This is a genomic window from Gelidibacter sp. (assembly GCF_053579655.1).
In genome coordinates, this window is record NZ_JBMDWE010000001.1 from 60,956 (window position 1) to 81,956 (window position 21,001).

Annotated in this window: 15 protein-coding genes; 6 read left to right on the forward strand and 9 right to left on the reverse strand. The window is 38.4% G+C overall.

The genetic code is table 11. The features are described 5' to 3' along the window. Positions 1-33: 33 nt before the first annotated feature. From ACOH2D_RS00275 to ACOH2D_RS00290, 4 genes are all read right to left on the reverse strand, one after another. Positions 34-894: an N-acetylglucosamine kinase gene (locus tag ACOH2D_RS00275; protein WP_348037378.1), complete on the reverse strand. Its 861-nt coding sequence runs from the start codon at positions 892-894 to the stop codon at positions 34-36. A 74-nt stretch (positions 895-968) separates the two neighbouring features. Continuing rightward, positions 969-1,970: a type I glyceraldehyde-3-phosphate dehydrogenase gene (gene gap / locus ACOH2D_RS00280; protein WP_348037380.1), complete on the reverse strand. Its 1,002-nt coding sequence runs from the start codon at positions 1,968-1,970 to the stop codon at positions 969-971. A gap of 130 nt (positions 1,971-2,100) precedes the next feature. After that, positions 2,101-3,087 carry a 6-phosphofructokinase gene (gene pfkA, locus ACOH2D_RS00285; RefSeq protein ID WP_348037382.1) on the reverse strand — a complete coding sequence of 329 codons (987 nt, stop codon included), beginning with the start codon at positions 3,085-3,087 and terminating at the stop codon, positions 2,101-2,103. Positions 3,088-3,228: 141 nt separating this feature from the next. Then, positions 3,229-7,644, reverse strand: coding sequence for a translocation/assembly module TamB domain-containing protein (locus tag ACOH2D_RS00290; RefSeq protein WP_449534047.1), 4,416 nt, complete (start codon positions 7,642-7,644; stop codon positions 3,229-3,231). A 94-nt stretch (positions 7,645-7,738) separates the two neighbouring features. On the opposite strand from ACOH2D_RS00290, the gene tsaD reads away from it, so the two are divergent. The 6 genes from tsaD to ACOH2D_RS00320 all read left to right on the forward strand — a co-directional run bounded on the left by tsaD (position 7,739) and on the right by ACOH2D_RS00320 (position 14,757). Then, entirely contained in the window at positions 7,739-8,761 is a 1,023-nt protein-coding gene (tsaD, locus tag ACOH2D_RS00295; protein WP_348035656.1) for a tRNA (adenosine(37)-N6)-threonylcarbamoyltransferase complex transferase subunit TsaD, read from the forward strand. A 16-nt stretch (positions 8,762-8,777) separates the two neighbouring features. Beyond that, the gene (locus ACOH2D_RS00300) at positions 8,778-9,482 is read left to right on the forward strand and encodes a 16S rRNA (uracil(1498)-N(3))-methyltransferase (RefSeq protein ID WP_449534048.1); all 705 of its coding nucleotides are present in this window, start codon (positions 8,778-8,780) and stop codon (positions 9,480-9,482) included. 1,301 nt (positions 9,483-10,783) lie between these two features. Beyond that, positions 10,784-11,452 carry a DUF4159 domain-containing protein gene (locus ACOH2D_RS00305; protein ID WP_449534049.1) on the forward strand — a complete coding sequence of 223 codons (669 nt, stop codon included), beginning with the start codon at positions 10,784-10,786 and terminating at the stop codon, positions 11,450-11,452. 400 nt (positions 11,453-11,852) lie between these two features. Next, positions 11,853-12,356: a TrmH family RNA methyltransferase gene (locus tag ACOH2D_RS00310; protein ID WP_348035652.1), complete on the forward strand. Its 504-nt coding sequence runs from the start codon at positions 11,853-11,855 to the stop codon at positions 12,354-12,356. A gap of 86 nt (positions 12,357-12,442) precedes the next feature. Further along, positions 12,443-13,531, forward strand: a complete 1,089-nt coding sequence (locus ACOH2D_RS00315; protein ID WP_348035651.1) for an AI-2E family transporter — start codon at positions 12,443-12,445, stop codon at positions 13,529-13,531. Between the two features lie 35 nt (positions 13,532-13,566). Next, the gene (locus ACOH2D_RS00320; protein ID WP_449534050.1) at positions 13,567-14,757 is read left to right on the forward strand and encodes a THUMP-like domain-containing protein; all 1,191 of its coding nucleotides are present in this window, start codon (positions 13,567-13,569) and stop codon (positions 14,755-14,757) included. Between the two features lie 71 nt (positions 14,758-14,828). Here ACOH2D_RS00320 and ACOH2D_RS00325 read toward each other — a convergent pair whose 3' ends face one another. The 5 genes from ACOH2D_RS00325 to ACOH2D_RS00345 form a co-directional block, all read right to left on the reverse strand. Further along, positions 14,829-14,966, reverse strand: coding sequence for a hypothetical protein (locus tag ACOH2D_RS00325; RefSeq protein WP_348035649.1), 138 nt, complete (start codon positions 14,964-14,966; stop codon positions 14,829-14,831). Positions 14,967-15,275: 309 nt separating this feature from the next. After that, on the reverse strand, positions 15,276-15,926 hold the full coding sequence (gene pdeM, locus ACOH2D_RS00330; protein WP_449534051.1) for a ligase-associated DNA damage response endonuclease PdeM: 651 nt from the start codon (positions 15,924-15,926) through the stop codon (positions 15,276-15,278). Further along, on the reverse strand, positions 15,923-18,382 hold the full coding sequence (locus tag ACOH2D_RS00335; protein ID WP_449534052.1) for a ligase-associated DNA damage response DEXH box helicase: 2,460 nt from the start codon (positions 18,380-18,382) through the stop codon (positions 15,923-15,925). Before ACOH2D_RS00335 ends, pdeM begins: the two co-directional genes overlap by 4 nt. Further along, positions 18,379-19,971, reverse strand: a complete 1,593-nt coding sequence (locus tag ACOH2D_RS00340; RefSeq protein ID WP_449534053.1) for an ATP-dependent DNA ligase — start codon at positions 19,969-19,971, stop codon at positions 18,379-18,381. The genes ACOH2D_RS00335 and ACOH2D_RS00340 overlap by 4 nt, the downstream gene beginning before the upstream one ends. Beyond that, the gene (locus tag ACOH2D_RS00345; RefSeq protein ID WP_449534054.1) at positions 19,968-20,990 is read right to left on the reverse strand and encodes a ligase-associated DNA damage response exonuclease; all 1,023 of its coding nucleotides are present in this window, start codon (positions 20,988-20,990) and stop codon (positions 19,968-19,970) included. Before ACOH2D_RS00345 ends, ACOH2D_RS00340 begins: the two co-directional genes overlap by 4 nt. Positions 20,991-21,001 lie beyond the last annotated feature (11 nt).

The following is a 21,001-nucleotide window of genomic DNA, read 5'->3' on the forward strand; positions in this document are numbered from 1 at the left end:
GCACTGCTCTTTATATTTTAATGTAAGGATGTCTTACAATTTTCTCGTATGATAGGCTACCAATCCTTCAATAGGACGTCGTACAAAGTTTCCTGCCGTGAAGCCCATTTCTTCTGCGATTTCAATAATTTGCTTTTTGGCAAAGAATGCAATGGATCCCGCAAAATGAACTGGAACTTTTTTTACTTCATCTTTGTACTGGAAAATCATGTTTTTAGCAAAAATGCGCATGCCTTCCTTAATCATCTCCTGAATATAGGTAGAATCGATATTCAAGAACATAAATTCCGCGAAATTCGCTAAATACGCATTCGGACTTGGTTGTTTATACAGATTGTATTTGATATAATCAGCATCCATATTATACTTATCTCCAAAGGAAACCTTGATAACTTCTGGCATGTGATTGAAATAATAATCCCGTACCAATTGTTTCCCAAAATAATTCCCCGAGGCATCGTCCATTAAGGTATATCCCAAAGATTGAATGCGTTGATCTATATGTTCGCCATCATAATAACTACAGTTGGAACCGGTGCCCAAGATACAAACGATCGCCTGTTCATCATCATGATTTAGGGTCGCTCTTACAGCGGCCATGGTATCTTCAGATACTTCAACCTTAGCATTAACGAAAACATCTTCCAGTACACGTTTTAAAAGGATTCTCGGATTTTCAGTGCCACAACCTGCACCATAAAAAAAGATGTGAGTAACGTCACGTTTGCTTTTCATCAACTCGTCACTCTTTCTGATGATCTTATAGAGTTTTTTCTCTTTTAGAATTTCAGGATTTAGACCGCCAGTCCTAATTTTTTCTTGAATCTGAACGCCTTTGTCATCTACTGAAATCCAATCGGCTTTTGTAGATCCACTATCAACTATTAAAATCATGTATGTATGGAATAAAAAAATCCGTATAAGTTCAATCTATAAAAAGGAAAACTTATACGGAATTTATGGGTTACTTATAAAGAATGAATGTGTTGTGCCAATTCAACTAATTTGGTAGAATACGCAAATTCGTTATCATACCAGCCCACAACTTTGAAGAATCTTGAGTTGAGTTCAATTGAAGCTTCGGCGTCAAAAACACAGGTATTTGTTTCTCCAACAAAATCTTGTGAAACGACCATGTCTTCAGTATAACCTACAATACCTTTCATTTCGCCTTCAGAAGCATCTTTAAATGCTTTTTTGATTTCTGCTAATGAAGTATCTTTTTCAGTTCTAAAAGTTAAATCTACTACAGATACATCCGCAGTTGGAACTCTAAATGACATTCCTGTAAGTTTTCCGTTTAATTTAGGTATAACTTTTCCTACCGCTTTTGCAGCACCTGTTGAGGATGGGATAATGTTGGTCAAAACACTTCTACCACCTCTATAATCTTTTCTTGATGGTCCATCAACGGTTAATTGTGTCGCTGTTGCAGCATGAACCGTCGTCATCAACCCTTCTTCAAGTCCAAAATTATCATCAATAATTTTAGCCATTGGCGCTAAACAGTTCGTGGTACAAGATGCGTTAGATACGATGGTATCCGAAGCTTTTGCCGATTTATGGTTGACACCCATGACAAACATTGGGGCATCGGCACTTGGTGCTGAAATAACAACTTTTTTAGCGCCAGCTTCAATATGTTGATTGGCCATTTCTAAAGTTGTAAAAATTCCGGTACAATCTGCAACGACGTCTGCTCCTACTTCATCCCATTTAAGGTTACGTGGATCTCTTTCAGCCGTAATGCGGATTGTTTTTCCATTCACTACTAAATGGCCGTCTTTAACTTCAACAGTACCATTAAATCTTCCGTGAACGGAGTCATACTTCAATAAATAAGCTAAATGCTCAACTTCCAATAAATCGTTGATACCTACAATTTCTACATTTGGTTTATTTAATGTTGCTCTAAAAACGATTCTTCCTATACGGCCAAAACCGTTTATTCCTAATTTTAAATTTGACATGTTTTTATATTTTTTATTACAATTATTTATTTTCTATTACTTGACAATCTTCAAACTGCCGATACCGAATCGCACGACTTAATACTTCAAAAATCATCAATCTTCACTCAACAATCAACAATCACCAATCCTAAGTCGACATGATATCTGCAACGCGCAACAATTCCCTATCGATCTTTGATTTTCCTTTGACTGCTTGTTCTATCGGCGTTAACTCCATTTGTTCATTGAGAAGCCCGACCATATAATTGGTTTTTCCTTCTAATAAAGATTCTACAGCCTTCACACCCATTCTACTCGCTAACACACGATCAAAACACGATGGTGAACCACCTCGTTGCATATGGCCTAAAACAGAAACTCTAACGTCGTATTCATCTAAAGTAGATTCAACATAATCTTTCAGCTCAAAAACGTTTTTTCCGATTTTATCGCCTTCCGCAACGACTACGATGCTTGATGTTTTGCCTGAAGCCTTACTTTTATTTAAGGATTCCAACAAGCGCTCAAGACCCAAGTTTTCTTCCGGAATAAGGATTTCTTCAGCTCCTGCACCAACGCCGGCATTCAATGCAATATGACCTACGTCACGTCCCATAACCTCTACAAAAAAGAGTCGGTTATGTGAACTCGCCGTGTCTCGAATTTTATCGATACAATCCACCACGGTATTTAAGGCCGTGTCAAACCCAATGGTATGCGTGGTTCCGAAAATATCGTTATCGATAGTACACGGAATCCCAATAATTGGAAATTCGAATTCTTCGTTGAAAACCATGCCGCCATTAAACGTCCCATCGCCACCAATCACGACAAGGCCATCTATTTCGGCTTTCATCAGTTGGTCATAGGCAATTTTTCGGCCTTCGGGCGTTCTAAATTCTTTGGATCGTGCAGATTTAAGGACGGTTCCACCTTTATTGATAATACCTTTAACGCTACGGGCATCCATCGATTTAAAATCGCCTTCGATAATGCCTTCGTAACCACGATATATTCCCACACACTCGATGTTGTGATAGGCACAGGTTCTAACTACTGAACGAATGGCAGCGTTCATTCCAGGAGCATCGCCGCCAGAAGTCATTACCCCAATTTTTTTAATACTTTTTGACATTTAGTTGTTGTTAAAAAAGTAAAACTACTAAACAAATACTATAATAAAGGAAGGAATTATTATATTTTAAGGAGTGATAAGCAACTCAAACGATTTAGTTAATAACTTACTGGGAAATGTTTAAAAACTGAGGCGTTAATTCTATTTTTCGTCCTTTTCCTCACGCATTTTGATATGCGCTGGCAGTGGCGCTTCAGTATTGGACGCTCCTTTTTTCTTTTCTTCAGGAGTGCCATTGGCTTTATTCTTTCCTGAAAAAATAATTCTGAGCAACTCCCTGAAGGTATCAAACTCTACATTATAGGATAACCCCACCCCTTGTGTATAACCAATTTCTTCACCAAAATTACGAATGTTATTTTCTCTATTAAAAAACTTGGCAGATAAGGTTCCGTCTTCATTCAAAAGCAATTCTATTTCAGCATCTCCAGCAAAAACGGTTTCATTCACGCCACCAATCGGCACCCCAACCTTACCATTAAACAACACGCGATCACTGATTTTAGTGCTTAAAGTCAAGCCTAATCGGTCGTCTGACCTATAATCGGGTGTTTGCTCCCCTGCTTGAAAGTTAATACCTAATTTAAGCTTATCATCCTCACTGGATAAGAGACCATTGAACAAGCTGTTCACACGATCGGCAATGGTACCGTAAGCCTGTTGCCCTAAGCTGATTTCACTAGCAAATGAACCTGTTGCCAAGAGGAACAAGGCCTGGTTTTCTCTGCTTTCTTTAGTTGCCAATCGGTATTCCAACTCTGAACGCACTGTGGAACTTGCATTCGGAAACGCTAAGACAAATTCGGGAGTTGGCTGTTCAAGTTGTCCGGTTAGATTAATTTCAACATTGACAGGAATACTTCGGTTGATGGGATTGTCCAATAAAACCGACGGATTGGCTTCTGTCTTATAAATGGCCTTCAAATTGATTTCGGCTTTTAGCGGATCGCCTTCCCAGATGATACTTCCGCCCGGCTCCACCATCAAATCTTTTTGAATCAAACCACCATAAGAAAAATTATAGACGCCTTTAAAAACTGAAAAATCGCCCCACATTTTAAACTTGCCATTGGTATTGATTTCAAATAAAAGGTTGCCTTCCCCACTACCCTGAATGGTACTTCCAGAATTCCGGTCAATGACTATCTCAATATCGGCGTTTTGGTTGACGTCCAAATCAAATTTCAGCTCTAAACCTTTCACCCGTGTCTCCTGAATAACTTCGCCCTTTAAACGGGCTGCTTTTTCCTCAGGCGTCAGAAAATGGATGTAGGAGTTATCTCCAAAGCTCTCAACATCATTCAACGGAATTTTAAAGACCGTACCTTGTGCAGTGCTGCCTTCCACATCAATGACCAATTGATCGGTTGGCCCATTAATACTGGCGCGGCCGCTCATAAAAGCTGTTCCGTAATAAATGGCATCCTCGGCATCGTCGGTATTTAACACCAATAATCGGTTTGTGTCGATAGTTAATCCGAGCTTCCAATCCGAAAAGTTTTGATGCGACATAAATCCGTTTAAGGTCGCTCTTGAAAAGAACTCAGAATCGGTCATTGTCACGTCATTGAAAATAAATCGTTGCTCTTTTAAGGTCACTTCCGTGTCAAAGTCAAAGGCATAATCCACATTCAAATACGGGATGGCCAATCCGGCGTTATCCAATACCAACTCGCCTTCAATTTGTGGTTTTTTCAAACTCCCAATAACTTTGACGTCGCCCGATACCAAACCGCGAATGTTGTTGATGACATCTGCACCAAAAACATTGAGCGGTTCCAAATCAAATTCATTAAACATGATATCCAAATCGATGCCCGACCTGGTTTTACTGACGTCAATATTGCCCGTGGCATCCAATGATTTCAAATTGTCGTTGCTTAAAAATAAATCCACCGAATAATTGGTCAGGGATTCATTACCGACAATATCGGCCTTAAAGTCGCCTAACAGATAATCATTAAACTTGAGGTTTTCAATGGCAATATTTGAGTTAGGCACATATATACTGTTTTGTTGGAAGACATCCAAAGTGCCATTAAGGATGCCTCCAAAACTGATGTTTTCAAGTGATGGCGTTATCTTATTGATATCGACCTCGTGGAAACTGAGCTTTAAGTCTTTGTAAGTGGAATCTCGCAATACACCCGACAGTTGGATTTCTTCATCTTGATGACTAAAGACTAAGTCGGAAATATTAAACTCTTTAAAATCTCTGTCAAAAGCAACTTTGTTGAGCTGGTTTTTATCTTCATTAATATACCAATTGCTATCCTTGATCGTAATGTCAGATTTTTTAAAACCTACCACAGACTTATTGTTCTCATCAATGGTGTAGAATAAACTCAAATTGAAAAGGTCGCTATTGTTCTTGCCACCACTAAATTCAGACTTGATAAACAGGGTATCCCTAACCGTGACGTTAATAAGGTTGAATTTTGAAAAATTGTAGAATTTGGTGTTGATGGAATCAATTTCTATAAACGTATTAAAAAGAGGATTTTTGTTGTCTATTTTTAATTGGATATCATTGGCAAAATAATCCAGTAATTTAATTTTCGGCGAATTGAAGGTCAAATCAAATCCGCGTTGATCACTTTCTAAATGTCCCTTAATAAATGTGTTTTTGCCGAGTTCCAGGTCAGGATAAAACACCTCTACGATTTTGTTGTAAATAGTGAAATTGAAATCGAGATATTGATCTTTGGTGATTTTATGAGGCACGTAATTGGTATAAATACTACCAACCGAGTTTTCTACGAGTTTGCCGATATCCTTAATTTTGAAAACGCCGCTGACATGACCTTCAATGATGTCTGGCGAATTGATTTCGATGATGCGTTCAGTTTCATTAAATCGAGAGGTGATCTCAAAATCATCAAAATAATAGCTGTCATTTTCATTAATATAGGTAGTGTTATTGAACGTCAGTTTACCATAGGCGTCATCAATATTTGAGCCATCCATATCCATGATAATCGTTCCCCTAAAGATTGAAATACTGTCATTCTTAACGAAATTCAAGGCTTTCAAGTTCGCATATTCCACTTCAGCCGTAAAATCGAGCGCACTGACTTTTTTAGATATATCCGCCAAACCAGTGAATTTAAACTTGAAATTTTCATCGTTGGAAACTAAAACACCATTAAATATCTTATTTCCCAATTGACCGGAAATATCAATATTCTCATAGCGGTAATTGTTGTACGTGAGATTGAACACATGCCCTTTGATATTGGTTTTTAGGTTTTCGAGTGTAAATCCTTTACCGTCTACATCCAAATCAAACGTCGTTTCTTTTATGTTTGGATCATCCAAAAGCAGTCCGATATCAAAATTTTCAACGATAATGTTGCCTTTATAGCTCGCGTTGTCAATATCATTAAATCGCAATAAACTCAAATCTGAATCAATATGGCCAAGTGCTGTATTGATTTTTAAAGTGGCCTCAATATCGGTGGAGGTGATTCTCGTATTCCCATAAGCGGTAAAGTTTCCAAGCTTAGAAAAAACACTTGGTATGGAAGCACCGAGGACATTGGGCATCAGTGATTTTAAATCGTAGTAATTGGACGAAAGATTGCTAAAATCGCCATCCATCTCAAAGGTATTACTTTCACTGTTAAATAAATTCTTAAAGTTGATGTCCCCATAAATTTTGGTCTGAGCACTTGTGTTGAGCCTCAGATTCATCATGTTCAAATCATTAAGGGTTCCACTCAAATTTACGCTAAAGTTGGCATGATCCTCCACGCCAAATTCGTTATAAAAAGTGTTCAATTCATCAAGCATCACGTCTGAATCCTTAAAATTCGCCACAAGATGGACCTTGTTTGTGAAATCCTGTAAATCTTCGCGTTTGTATTTAAAGGTCAAATTGCCTTTAAGTAGAGATTCTGGTGTTTTTATGATAAGATTGGCGAAACTCATGTGATCCAGGGTGTACTCAAAATCGGTAACCATATTTTTAACAGCTAAACCTCTACTGTCCACAAAATTAAGGGTATTAAATCGTGCGCTAACATCAGTGCCGTTAATCAAAAAGTTAGTGGCATTCAGATTAAGATGATTGAACTCCAGGATTTTTGAGTTTTCCTTATTATCATTTATCATCCTAAAAGTACTGTTATAAAAAGAAACATCACTGGAGGATAGCAAAAACCTACTTTTATCAGGCCGTGGATTGTCTTCATCAAACCGCGCAACAAAAACATCCAAATTAGTTTGATTTTCACCTAAATAGGTTCTGATATTAAATGTTAACTCCTGAACATCAACATCTCCAAATGTTAATTTGTTATTGTAAAGGTTTCGGAAATTTAAAATCGAAGTGTTCAGGTTTTTAATACCAATTAACGTGTCCTGCTTATAATCTTCAATATAAATGCCCTTCAGTTCCACATCGCCATTAAATTGAAGTCCGATTTTATCAATAAATATTTGCGTCCCAAAGTCATCGTTAATGCGTTTGGTAAGCTTTTTTGCCAAAAAAGTTTGAACAGGCGGAATAGAGAGACTTAGCACCAAAATGATGAATAGCAATACAATTATTGCCACAATTTTAGATGCTATTTTTAAAAGTTTTTTGATACGTTTGAAAAGTTATAACTTTGAAGCCAAAATTAACAATTATTGTGCCTAATATAGATTAATGGCTACACAAAATATTTATATACTTGCAATTGAGTCTTCATGTGATGACACTGCTGCTTCCGTAATGCTTAACGGCAAAATTTTAAGTAATGTTGTTGCGGGTCAAAAAATTCATGAAGCCTATGGTGGCGTGGTGCCAGAATTAGCCTCAAGAGCCCATCAACAAAACATTGTTCCTGTGGTGCATCAAGCATTGCAAAAGGCCAATGTGGATCAATCCCAACTGAGTGCTATTGCCTTTACACGAGGTCCTGGTTTAATGGGTTCGCTATTGGTTGGCACCTCATTTGCCAAATCGATGGCCTACGGTTTAAATATTCCATTGATTGACGTCAATCACATGCAAGCCCATATTTTAGCGCATTTTATTGATGAAGAAGGATTTAGCAAGCCGCCTTTTCCGTTTTTGGGAATGACGATTTCTGGCGGACATACGCAAATCGTAAAAGTCAAGTCTCATTTTGAAATGGAAGTGATTGGCGAAACGATCGATGATGCCGTCGGGGAAGCTTTTGATAAAAGCGGAAAAATATTGGGTCTCGGTTATCCTGCAGGTCCAGAAATTGACAAACGCGCAAAACTAGGGAATCCGAAGGCTTTCAAGTTTACCAAGCCAAAAGTTGATGGACTAAATTTCAGTTTTTCTGGATTAAAAACGGCCATTCTTTATTTCATTCAGAAGGAAACAAAGGCCAATCCTAATTTTATTGAGGAAAACTTAAATGATATTTGCGCATCTATTCAATACACGATTATCGGAATTTTGATTGATAAGTTAAAACTTGCAACAAAAGAAACGGGCATCACCCATATTGCCATTGGCGGTGGCGTTTCAGCAAATACGGGTATTAGGCAAGCGTTGAAAGATGGCGAAGAAAAATTTGGATGGACCACTTATGTTCCTAAATTTGAATTTACCACAGATAACGCCGCCATGATTGCCATTGTTGGCTATTTGAAGTTTTTGGAAGGCGATTTTGCCCAACAAAACGTAACGGCTTCTTCTCGACTTAAAATTTAATCATACAGACGCAACAATGCAGCTTTTTTATAACCCAGATCTCGACGAATTAACCACTCAAATTTCTTTTACAAAAGACGAAAGCCGACATATCGTCAAAGTGCTTCGTAAAAGCAGTGGCGACCAACTTCAAATTACCAATGGCAAAGGTTGGCTCTTTACTGCAGAAATTACAATTGCAGACTTAAAAAACTGTACTGCGATTATTCTTTCCAAATCCTTTGAACCTTCTCGAAATTATAAAGTGCATCTAGCAGTAGCACCAACAAAAATGAACGATCGCTACGAATGGTTTTTAGAAAAAGCTACAGAGATTGGTGTGGACACCATCACCCCTATTATATGCGACCATAGTGAACGAAAGGCCATTAAAAATGATCGTTTTGAGAAAATTCTACAGTCGGCCATGAAGCAATCGCTGCATTATTATATGCCAGAACTGCAGGAAGCGATTTCTTTTAGCGATTTCGTGGCTCATCCTTTCTACGGTCAAAAATTTATCGCGCATTGCGAAGAAACAGAAAGAACATCTTTAAAAAACGCATTACAGCCCAGTGCTGATGTGCTCATATTAATTGGCCCTGAAGGTGATTTTAGTTCTGCTGAAATCAAATTAGCCATAGCCTCAGGATTCAAACCTGTGACCTTGGGAAATACACGCTTACGAACAGAAACTGCTGCTATTGTTGCTTGTCATAGCGTTGCTTTTTGTAATGAATAAATACTTTATGTAAATTAGATTAAGTCTCTATAAACAAGTATTATGAGGCAATAAAAAAGATACTATTGATTTCTAATCGTTTGTATATATAATCTGCTGTTTACACATTAATTATATATCGCTCCTCTGGAGCTCAAATGCGATAATCTATATTTTCTATTAAGATGTCGCCACGCTGTGGCTATTATTATTATTATTATTATTATTATAGAAAGTAAATCCCATTTAAATTTCAACTCATCTAAAGAGCAATTTCTTATTCAGAGAAGCTCCATAGGAGCGCCATATTAATAGATGAAATGTTATAGATAGACGAAAAGCTCAAGAGAAGCGACATCTCTTTTCAAAATTGTTCAATGTTTTAGGGTTTCAGGCTTGGTTCTTAATTCTAATAGCGACTTGTACTGAGCTTGGTCGAAGCAAACGACTAACACTAACTTAGCTTGTCAAAGTATTGGCCACTGAGCTTGTCGAAGTGTCAGTTTTATTGCGTCCCTTGCGCTGGACTTGGCGTACTTTGCTGTTAAATCATCAAACTATTATTTAAACGCAAAGGTCGCAATGGTTTTTCGCTAAGGTCGCAAAGAGAAATTTAAATCAACATGAGATTTCCCTTAATATTTATAGCTCCATAGGAGTGCCATATTAATAGATTAAATGTAATAGATAGATGGAAAATAAGCTCCAGAGGAGCGTCATCTCTTCTTAAAATTGTTTAATGCTTTATGGTTTAAGGCTTGATTCTTAATTCTAATAACAACTTGTACTGAGCTCGGTCGAAGTAAGCAACGGCCACTGTGCCTGTCAAAGTAGCGGCCACTGAGCTTGTCGAAGTGTCATTTTCATTGCGTCCCTTGCGCTGGACTTTGTGTTCTTTCCGTTTAAACCATCAAGCTTTTATTTAAACGCAATGTTCGCAATGGTTTTCCGCTAAGGTCGCAAAGAGAAATTTAAATCAACATGATATTTTCCTTAATCTTCATAGCTCCATAGGAGCGCCATATTAATAGATTAAATGTAATAGATAGATGGACAATAAGCTCCAGAGGAGCGACATCTCTTCTTAAAATTGTTCAATGTTTTATGGTATCAGGTTTGGTTCTTAATTCTAATATTCAACTATACACTTCTTCTATTCTTTACCACAAATGCTTATATAAATCGCGAAATTTGAGAGACCTTAAATTTTAAACCCAAAGCTTTCAATGCTTTACGGCACAAGTCTATATTCTATGTTCTATCAACGCAGTGGTCTTGATTCTTTTACCGGACATTACTTTTTTTATTTATACTTTTGACACATGACATTCAGTTTTAAAATATCAATACATTTTATTGCGCTTTTGGTTTTTACCATTTGCGTAAATGCCACAGGTTATGCCCAGGAAATTGCCGTTTTAAAGTATAAAGGCGGCGGCGATTGGTATGGAAATCCAACCTCTTTGCCAAACTTAATTACTTTCTGTAATGCCAATATTAACACCAAAATCAATTCCAAACCACAAACGGTCGAGCCCGATAGTCCTGAAATATTCCAATATCCCTTCCTGCATATGACGGGACACGGTAATGTGTTTTTTAGCGAGAACGATATTGAAAACTTAAGGAATTATCTTTTATCTGGTGGATTCTTACATATTGATGACAATTACGGCATGCAACCTTATCTTGTGAAGGAGCTGAAAAAAGTTTTTCCCAACAAGGAGTTGGTCGAATTACCAAAAACGCATCCTATTTTTAGTTCTGCTTTCAAATTTTCTGAAGGCTTACCCAAAATTCATGAGCACGATGGTAAAAGACCTCAAGCCTTCGGTATTTTTGAAAACGACCGCTTGATCCTGTTATTTACTTATGAAACCGATCTAGGAAACGGCTGGGAAGATGAAGAAGTCCACAACGATCCTTTTGAAGTTCGGGAAAGAGCATTGAAAATGGGCGCGAATATTATTAAGTATGTTTTTGAAAACTAGAAATAGAAAATAAAGAGAATAGAATAAAGAGAATAGAATATAGATGATAGACTTTAAGATGGGAGACATAAATTAACCTCATAATGAATGTAATGTTCGCAAATACGTAAACACGCTCTGCGAGCGTGCCCGTTGAGAACATGGCGGATAGAACACAGGTATGATAGACAAAAAATATCGCCCCTGCTATCGGACATGTAAATACGTAAAACCCTCTGGGAGCGCGTCAAAAAACCAGTAAAAACTGACACCTTTCTAAATCAAACATCAACAATCCAATCGTTCCAAAAGCATCCGAGTTACTTCAAAAATCAACAATCGTTAATCAACAATCCAATCGTTCCCAAGCGTCCGAGTTACTTCAAAAATCAAAAATCGCTAATCTCCAATCGTTAATCACATGCAACTCACCCATTACAATTCAAAATTTAATCAGCGCAAATCCCCAATCGCTTTGGTGTGCGAAAACGTGACTAATGCGGCCAACGTTGGAAGTCTCTTCAGAACTGCGGATGCTTTTGGAATTGAAAAATTAATCTTTTGTGGCAGCCCTATTCCTTTGGGTAGAAAGATGACGAAAACCTCGAGAAGCACTGAGAAATATGTCGATTTTGAATGGTGCGAAACTGCTGAAGTGGTTTTAAACAAGCTTAAAACTTTAGGTTATCAAATTATTGCCTTGGAGATTGCGAGCAACAGTAAATCACTGTCTCAGATGGAGTTTTCAACGATTAAACCCTTAGTACTTCTGATTGGCGATGAAAACTTTGGAGTTTCTGAAGGCTGTTTAGAATTGTCTGATCATGTTGTTCATATTGATATGTTTGGACAAAATAGTAGCATGAACGTAGTACAGGCCGCTGGTATTGTGCTTTATGAAATTACCAAGCAGCTAATGCGATGATTGTATTTTAATTATTTGAGCACGTATTTCTCAATAACGTTAATTTTTCTTGCTACCACATGACATATTTGATTTATATTTAAAAAATGAAAGCAAAAACGATTTCTAAAGGAATTTTACAAGCCATAGGCGTTGTATTTGGCATTGCCCTACTCCTTTTCTTTCTTTATAAAATTCAGTCATTAATACTCTATGTATTTATTTCGGGAGTTATCTCACTTATTTTCAGACCAGTGGTTCATTTTTTCAAGTACAAGTTGAAATTAGGAAAAACTCTGGGCGCGGTAATCACCTTATTATTAATCGGTGGTTTGTTTGCGCTGATCTTATGGCTGTTCGTTCCCATAATTCTCGAGCAAAGCAAAAGCATCTCAGAAATTGATTTCGAAATGGTCAAAAAAGATCTGAATGAATTGAATATTCAGGCTAGCGAATATATTGGTGTCGAAAAGATTAATATCATTGAGGCCTTTAAACGCACGGAATTTGCTCGAAACTTTGACTCTGAGCTTATTGAGAGTTTTGTTGATGTTTTTGTCAATAATATCGCTTCTTTTATAATTGGCATTTTTTCAATTTTATTCATTTCATTCTTCATGCTTAAAGATGAGCGTATGATGACAAAAACCGTAGCTATACTTGCTGATGAAGGTAAAGAACGTCGGTTTTTGAGAGTTTTGGATAAGGTGAAGGAATTATTGTCCCGTTATTTTATCGGCCTGTTAATTCAAACGACTGTTATCGCTATAATCTACTTTTTATTATTGCTGAATTTAGATGTTAAAAATGCTTTGGCCATTGCCATTCTTTGTGCTTTTTTAAATATAATTCCTTATTTAGGGCCTCTTCTTGGCGGTGCAGTCATGATTTTGGTGGTGATTTCGAACAATCTTGGCGTTGATTTTTCGTCAGATTTATTACCACTTTTGATTAAAGTCCTTATAGGCGTAGGCATTGCACAACTTATTGATAATATTATTTCGCAACCAATCATATTCAGCCAGAGCGTTCGTTCTCATCCGTTAGAAGTTTTTATTGTAATTATAACTGGAGGCTTACTCGCCGGTATCCCAGGTATGATTCTTGCCGTTCCCGTTTATACCACGATTAAAGTGATATCAAAGGAGTTTTTGTCCGAATATAAAATTGTAAAGCAATTGACCAAGAACCTTTAAGTTGATTTTGGTATTTTCGCGGTAAATTATAGGTCATGAATTTTGCTATTTTACATCCTGATGTTCAAGATTACATCAACCACAATCTTAAAACTGATCCTACGGCGCTGATTCTAAAAGGTGTTCCTTTTGAGGAGGTGTCGGTCGCAGAAGTGGTGGAACAGATTGAGGCAAAAAGCAGATGCGAAAAGAAATTACCCACGTGGTTCCAGCAGCCCAATATATATTATTCCAACAAGCTTAATATTGAACAAACTTCTTCAGAAATTACAGCGGCGTATAAGTCCCGTTTGATTTCAGGCAAATCGCTTATTGATTTGACCGGCGGTTTTGGTGTGGATGCCTATTATTTTGCCAAAACTTTTGAAAAGGTGACGCATTGCGAATTGAATGCGGATCTCAGCAAAATGGTAAAACATAATTTTGAGGTGTTAAAAGTCAGCAACATTAAAACCTGCGCTACCGATGGTTTAGAAGAGCTTCAACATTCGTCAAAAACGTACGATTGGATTTATGTTGATCCCTCGCGACGTCATGAAAGCAAAGGGAAAGTGTTCTTTTTAAAAGATTGTTTGCCAAATATTCCTGACCATTTAGAATTGATATGGTCACGGTCCAAAAACATCCTCATAAAAACCTCGCCTTTATTAGATATCACTTTAGGCATCAATGAACTGAAATATGTGAAATCCATTCATATTGTCGCCGTTAACAATGAGGTCAAAGAATTGTTATGGACTTTAGAACGGGGTTTTTCTGGCCAGATTGCCATCAAAACGACCAATATTAAGAACGATTATTCTGAAGATTTTGAGTTTTTTATGGCAGATGAATCTCAGATTGAAACCATCTATAGCGAACCACTCGCCTATCTGTATGAGCCAAACTCGGCCATTATGAAGTCGGGAGGTTTTAATTCGTTAACAACCGCTTACAACGTCAGTAAACTTCACAAGCATTCGCATTTATATACGAGTTATAACTTATTAGAATTCCCCGGAAGAGCATTTAAAATCATTAAAACCGTTCCTTATAATAAGAAAGCACTTAAAAAGCTTTCCATCGAAAAAGCGAATATTACCACGCGTAATTTTCCTGAAGCAGTTCAGAATATTCGTAAAACCTTAAAAATTAAAGACGGTGGCGAGCACTATCTTTTCTTTACAACAAACATCAATAATGACAAAGTGTTATTAGTCTGTCTTAAAGCAGATTGCGAACACTAGTTAAAGTAATTATTCACATGAATTAAGTGTTGTAAAATTTAAATTTTAGCCTTAAAAAATCAAAAGCCTATCTAAAACACTTTAAAAACATAGCCTAGAAGCCAGTATAAAATAAGAAATACGACAATGGTACCAATACATCCGCATTTACCACCACCTATTTTTTTTGCTCCCCAACCTGCAAGAAGCGCTCTGAATAAATCTTTCATGCCCTTTAGATTTAAATTTATTATTGTCCGATTAATACTTGCAGCACTTTGCGTTCCCTTCTATAAATAGAGGTTTTTTAAGTTTTGTTCATCTATACACTCCTTCTATTCTTTATTACAAACGCTTACATAAATCTGCGAATTTGGACATGGCCTTAAACTTTAAGCCCAATGCTTTCAATACTTTACTATCAACGCAGTGGCGGTTACTGAGCTTGTCGAAGTGTCTTGGTTCTTTTATCTGACAATAGTGATTTAAATTTAAAGATAACGCTAAATCAGATTTTGGTGGTGCGCAATAACGAGAAATTATATCTCAAATACAGATTTCTCCGTAAAACCATAACAGGTCGATTCTTCAACCGTTCGCTTGGTATTCAATCCCGTAAATTCACTGAAAGCAGGAAGAATCAATCGCTGTTCAGAAACCTCAAAGCATGGCAATTTAATGAAGACTTTTCCTTTGCCTTTTATCGTAACGCCAGGATGCGTATGGCCAGAAATACAAAAGGTCTTCGTGTCACAGTGTTGTTCATCATGCACAAACCTTAAAGCACCAACCTCCTTATGAGTTTTAAAAACTACGATGCCCATCGCTTCGTAAAAACTATCCTTTAATCGGTCGTGATTACCCTTGATAAGCTCAAAGTTAACCATGGAATTATCATTTATAAAGCTTTGAAATTGATCAATATCGGTATTGTTTTCTGCATGAAAAAGATCGCCCACCACTAGAACAGTTTCCACTATGAAATGATCGATCAAACCTTGTAAGCGCTTTAAATCTTTATCCAAAATAACAGATGGAATCGGAATACCTGCCTTTCTAAAATGAGCGGTTTTGCCAATGTGCAAATCAGAAACCACCAAGGTTTTCTCCCTTTCCCAATACAATGCCCGCTGATTGGTTAGTGTAAAAACTTCGTTATGAATGGAGATGTCCTTGGTACTAATCGTCATAGTTGCGTTTGCTTCATTACCTCGTCCCTTATCCGACGGATGCGTGCGTCCAAGTCTTCACTGGTCAGCGATTGTCGCAAACTGTCCACTTTAATTGGAAAACTCAATGGGGTGAAAGATTTTGCAAATTTAAGAATAAGTTTACTTTTAGAAATGCGTTCGAAAGCTTCTTTTAAGCGGGCTTCTTCCAATTGCTCGTTGAAAACTTCGGTATAAGCTTGACGTAGCAACAAATTTTGAGGCTCATAATCTTCCAAAACTCTAAAAATTAATCCCGATGACGATTGCAGACTTTTGTTGTTTTTGCGAGTTCCAGGTTGGCTTTGCACCACCAAACCTGAAATAACGGCGATATCCCGAAACTTACGTGAGGCCATTTCTGAAGCATTAATACTGCCAATCACATCTTCCATTAAATTTTCTTTGGATAATATATCTTTGATATTGTTTTCATCAATGGGAATCGCTTGATCGCTCAATAACTCAAAACCATAATCGTTCATGGCGATGGTAAAAGTCAAGGGTTTTATCAAACTTAAGCGATAGGCGATTAAGGCTGCCATGACCTCATGAATCAAGCGGCCTTCAAACGGATACATAAACACATGATGCCCGTCTTTGGTTTCAATCAATTCGATGAGAAATTCATCTTTTCTGGGGATGTGTGAATGTTTTTCCTGTTGAGAAATCAGCGGATGTAAAAATTGGAGTTCTTTTTCTGTCGTTTTTGGATGTAAGGATTCTGATAGCTTATCTCGTAAATACTGGCTTAAATACGAAGATAATGGCAATCTGCCTCCTAACCAACTCGGGGTGATGGCTGATTTTCGCTTACTGCGTTTTACTAAAACGGTCATATCTTTAATCATCACCATTTCCAAAACACGTCCGGCCAAAATAAAATGATCGTTGGGTTTTAATTTGGAAATAAAATATTCTTCCACCATCCCAACATAGCCGCCAGAAATGAATTTGACTTTCAACATCGCATCACTGACGATGGCGCCAATATTCATGCGGTGCAACATCGCAATCCGTTTGCTTTTCACTTTATACAAGCCATCGTCGTCCAAAATCACTTTGTGGTATTCTTCATAGGATTTTAGGGTGTTGCCACCTTCGGTAATAAACCGCAGCGCCCAATACCAATCCTCTTGAGTCATATAATGGAATGCATGCACTTTTTGAATGGCTTCAAACAACTCCTTTTCCTTAAAACCCTCGCCAACAGCCAAAGTGACCATATACTGAATCAACACGTCAAAGGTCAGCACCATCGGTTCTCGGGCTTCAATACGCTTATCTTTTACTGCTTGTTTTAAGGCCGAAGCTTCAATCAATTCCAACGAATGCGTGGGCACAAAATAGATTTTCGAAGTTTCGTAAGGCGAATGCCCACTCCTTCCCGCACGTTGCATAAAGCGCGCAATCCCTTTGGGCGAACCAATTTGAATGACGCAATCCACCGGTTTGAAATCCACGCCCAAATCTAAGGACGAGGTGCAAACCACTGCTTTGAGATGCCCGTCAGAAATCGCATCTTCAATCCAATTGCGCAATTCGGCATCAATGGAGCCGTGATGGATGGCAATCTGGCCAGCCAAATCAGGTTCTGCCTTTAAAATTTGCTGATACCAAATCTCCGCTTGATTTCTGGTATTGGTAAAAATGAGCGTGGTATTATTCTCGTAAATAATCGGAATGATTTTAGAAACCATTTTAACGCCCATATGCCCTGCCCAGGGCAATACTTCAATTTCGTCGGGCAGAATGGTTATAATTTCAATGTTCTTTTTTTCCTTGGCAACAATCCGTTTGGTCTTGATATTTTTATAGGGAATCAGAACATTTTGCGCTTCATCCAAATTTCCTATGGTCGCGGTAATCCCGAAAATCTGAACATCTTTTGAAAGGGATAATATTCGGGAGAGTGCCAATTCGGTCAATACACCACGTTTGGAACCTAATAATTCATGCCATTCATCCACGGCGACGCAATGCAAATCTTTGAAAAATCGTGAGTTGCTCTTCTGTGAAAACAGAATATGAAGCGTTTCTGGCGTGGTCAACAATACATCAGGCATCAAACGTTCCTGACGGCGGCGGTCTTTTTGCGGCGTATCGCCATTTCGGACTTCTACTTCCCAATCCAGACCAATTTCTTCGACCGCAATGGTCATGGCTTTCGCCAAATCTTTGGCCAAGGACCGTAGCGGACTTATCCACAGCAATTTCATGCCTTTTTTATAGGCTTCTGGCTGATTCAAATAATCAATAATGACCGCCAAAAACACGGAAAATGTTTTTCCAAATCCAGTGGGCGCGACGACCATGCCGCTATTACCGTTGTGATAAGCATTACAAGTCTGCACTTGAAAATCGAAAGGCTCCTGCCCTTTTTCCTTCATCCAATTGGCAACAATAGCATAGCCTGGGGTATCCTGAACGTTTTTCAATTCGGGTTCGTGATTAAAAGTTTCACTTGTTCAATGGTATCAATGTCATCCACGGTTTTATCACGTCGCCATCTTAAAATTCGAGGAAACCTCAGAGCCACACCCGATTTATGACGGTTGCTAAAAGCGATGCCTTCAAAGGCAATCTCAAAAACCAATTCCGGTTTGACGGTCCGAACTGGGCCAAATTTCTCGATGGCGTTTTTATTGACAAATTTTGAGATTTCAGTGATTTCCACATCGGTTAAGCCAGAATACGCTTTGGCCACGGTTACCAAGCCGCCGTCTTTTTTAACCGCAAAGGTATAATCGGTGTATTTTGAACTGCGTCGGCCACTTCCCTTTTGTGCATAAATCATAACGGCATCTATGGTCAGCGGGTCCACTTTCCATTTCCACCAATCGCCCTTTTTTCGTCCAGTATGGTATGGCGATTCCTTCTGCTTGAGCATTAAACCTTCGCTGTTGAAATCGCGCGCTTGATTTCTAATCGCATCCAAATCGGTCCAGTTTTCAAAAGGAATCATTTCAGAAATGACAATAGGATTCGGCAACCATTCAGAAGCCAGTAAATTCTCCAAAATCTGACGACGGAATTTTAAAGGTTTCGTGCGAATGTCTTCCCCGTTCCATTCCAAAACATCATAGACATAAAATCCTACGGGAATTTCTTCCAACATCTTTTTACTGACATTTTTTCGATTTAGTCGTTTTTGTAAATCGTTGAACAGCAAAACCGCATTATCCTTAAGCGCTAATATTTCACCATCAATGACAAAATCGTCCTCAAAAGTTTCCATTGCTGAAACCAATTCGGGGAATTGACTCGTGACTAATTCCTCTCCTTGCGACCAAATGAAAATCTCGTCGTTTCGTTTCACAATTTGTCCTCTGATGCCATCCCATTTGTATTCAATTTGCCAATCGTCAGGCGCACCCAATTCTGGCAATTCCTTTTCCAAACTATAGGCCAGACAAAATGGATAAGGTTTGGAGTTATCATAATTGATATGCTCGCCTTGGATCAAATCGTCAAAAGTGATGCTGTTGATATCCCAGTGACCAATAATACTGTGCATGAGTTGGTTGGCATCAATGCCAGAATATTTGGACAAGGCATTGACCAAGGTTTTTTTAGATATACCAATCCTAAAGCTTCCGCCAATTAACTTGTTGAAAATCAATCGTTCTTGCATTTGTAATCCTGACCAAGCATTCAAAACATAGGTCTTCTTTTCTTCGTCCGATTTCGATCGTAAAGCAATCAATTCTGCCATCCATGTGCTCAAGGATTTTTCGATATTTTGGACAGGTTCGGGAAGCATTAAAGCGATGGTTTCGCCCAAATCGCCCACGCTGCTATAACTTTCTAAAAAGAGCCATTCCGGATAACCTGTGATTTCTAAACACCATTGCCGCATCAAGGTCGTTTTAACGGGTCTGGCGGGACGTTTTCCTGTAAACAAAGTAATAATCCAAAGCTTGTCCTTATCCGAAGCCATCTTAAAATAATCCACCAAGGCATCAATTTTCGCATTGGTTTTATTCGTGATTTCGATGGCGCTAATGAGTTCTGAAAAATGCTTCATGAGGCTACGGTTTTTTCGGTGGTCACTTCTTTATCATCTTCCTCGGAGCCGTATTCGGTTTTCACTTCCGCAGATGGAATACCGATTTCATTCAAATATTTTGAAAAGGTCGCTTGACTGCCGTGGGTCACATATACTTTTTCAGCTTCGGTGGCTTTCACGGTCGATAGCAGTCCATTCCAATCGGCATGGTCGCTGACGGCAAATCCTGCATCTACCGCTTGCCAACGTCGGTTACCGCGAACTTGCATCCAGCCCGAACAAATGGCGGTGGCCGCATTGGGGATTTTTTTCAACAATCGCGAGCCCAATAAACCTGGCGGCAGGATGACGATTTTATTCTGAAGTTCTTCCTTCTTAAAGTCGTAAGTGAGCAATTCCGTCTGCGGCAGCGAAATCCCAGAACTTTCAATCGCCAAATTGAGATTATGGATGGCGGAATGCACATAGAGTTGATCCACGCCTTCCATTAGTTTCATGATGCGTTGCGCCTTTCCTAAGGAATAGCCCAAAAACACGCTCGTTCGGTTATGGGATTGGTTTTTCAGGACCCAATCGATCATTTGCTGCTGCAGCTGTTCTTCAGTGAGCCAATTGTAAATAGGAAGTCCAAAAGTGCTTTCGGTAATAAATTCATGACATTTAACCGGTTCAAAAGGAACGGTTAAATGATCATTTTTGACTTTATAATCGCCCGTAAAAACTACGACGAAGCCTTTATATTCCAAACGAATCTGTGCCGATCCAATCACATGGCCTGCCGGATAGAAACTCACTTGCACGCCATTGACCAATCGCGGTTCGTTATAATTCAAAGACTCCACCTGAATATCGGCACCCAAACGGTGTTTTAAAATCGCCTTCGAATCGGTTTGACACAAATAATATTTCATGCCACTGCGCGCATGATCGGCGTGCCCGTGAGAAATTATGGCATAATCAACCGGCAACCAAGGATCGAGATAGAACTTTCCAGGGATGCAGTAAATACCTTTTTTTGTGAATTTAACGAGTTTCAATAGGGATTTGG

Coding starts and splice junctions, on each gene's coding strand:
- pdeM (WP_449534051.1), bottom strand. CDS start 15,926: ATGACGATTAGTACCAAGGACATCTCCATTCATAACGAAGTTTTTACA.
- ACOH2D_RS00340 (WP_449534053.1), bottom strand. CDS start 19,971: ATGAAGCATTTTTCAGAACTCATTAGCGCCATCGAAATCACGAATAAA.
- ACOH2D_RS00325 (WP_348035649.1), bottom strand. CDS start 14,966: ATGAAAGATTTATTCAGAGCGCTTCTTGCAGGTTGGGGAGCAAAAAAA.
- ACOH2D_RS00315 (WP_348035651.1), top strand. CDS start 12,443: ATGAAAGCAAAAACGATTTCTAAAGGAATTTTACAAGCCATAGGCGTT.
- ACOH2D_RS00320 (WP_449534050.1), top strand. CDS start 13,567: ATGAATTTTGCTATTTTACATCCTGATGTTCAAGATTACATCAACCAC.
- ACOH2D_RS00300 (WP_449534048.1), top strand. CDS start 8,778: ATGCAGCTTTTTTATAACCCAGATCTCGACGAATTAACCACTCAAATT.
- gap (WP_348037380.1), bottom strand. CDS start 1,970: ATGTCAAATTTAAAATTAGGAATAAACGGTTTTGGCCGTATAGGAAGA.
- ACOH2D_RS00305 (WP_449534049.1), top strand. CDS start 10,784: ATGACATTCAGTTTTAAAATATCAATACATTTTATTGCGCTTTTGGTT.
- ACOH2D_RS00275 (WP_348037378.1), bottom strand. CDS start 894: ATGATTTTAATAGTTGATAGTGGATCTACAAAAGCCGATTGGATTTCA.
- tsaD (WP_348035656.1), top strand. CDS start 7,739: ATGGCTACACAAAATATTTATATACTTGCAATTGAGTCTTCATGTGAT.
- pfkA (WP_348037382.1), bottom strand. CDS start 3,087: ATGTCAAAAAGTATTAAAAAAATTGGGGTAATGACTTCTGGCGGCGAT.
- ACOH2D_RS00310 (WP_348035652.1), top strand. CDS start 11,853: ATGCAACTCACCCATTACAATTCAAAATTTAATCAGCGCAAATCCCCA.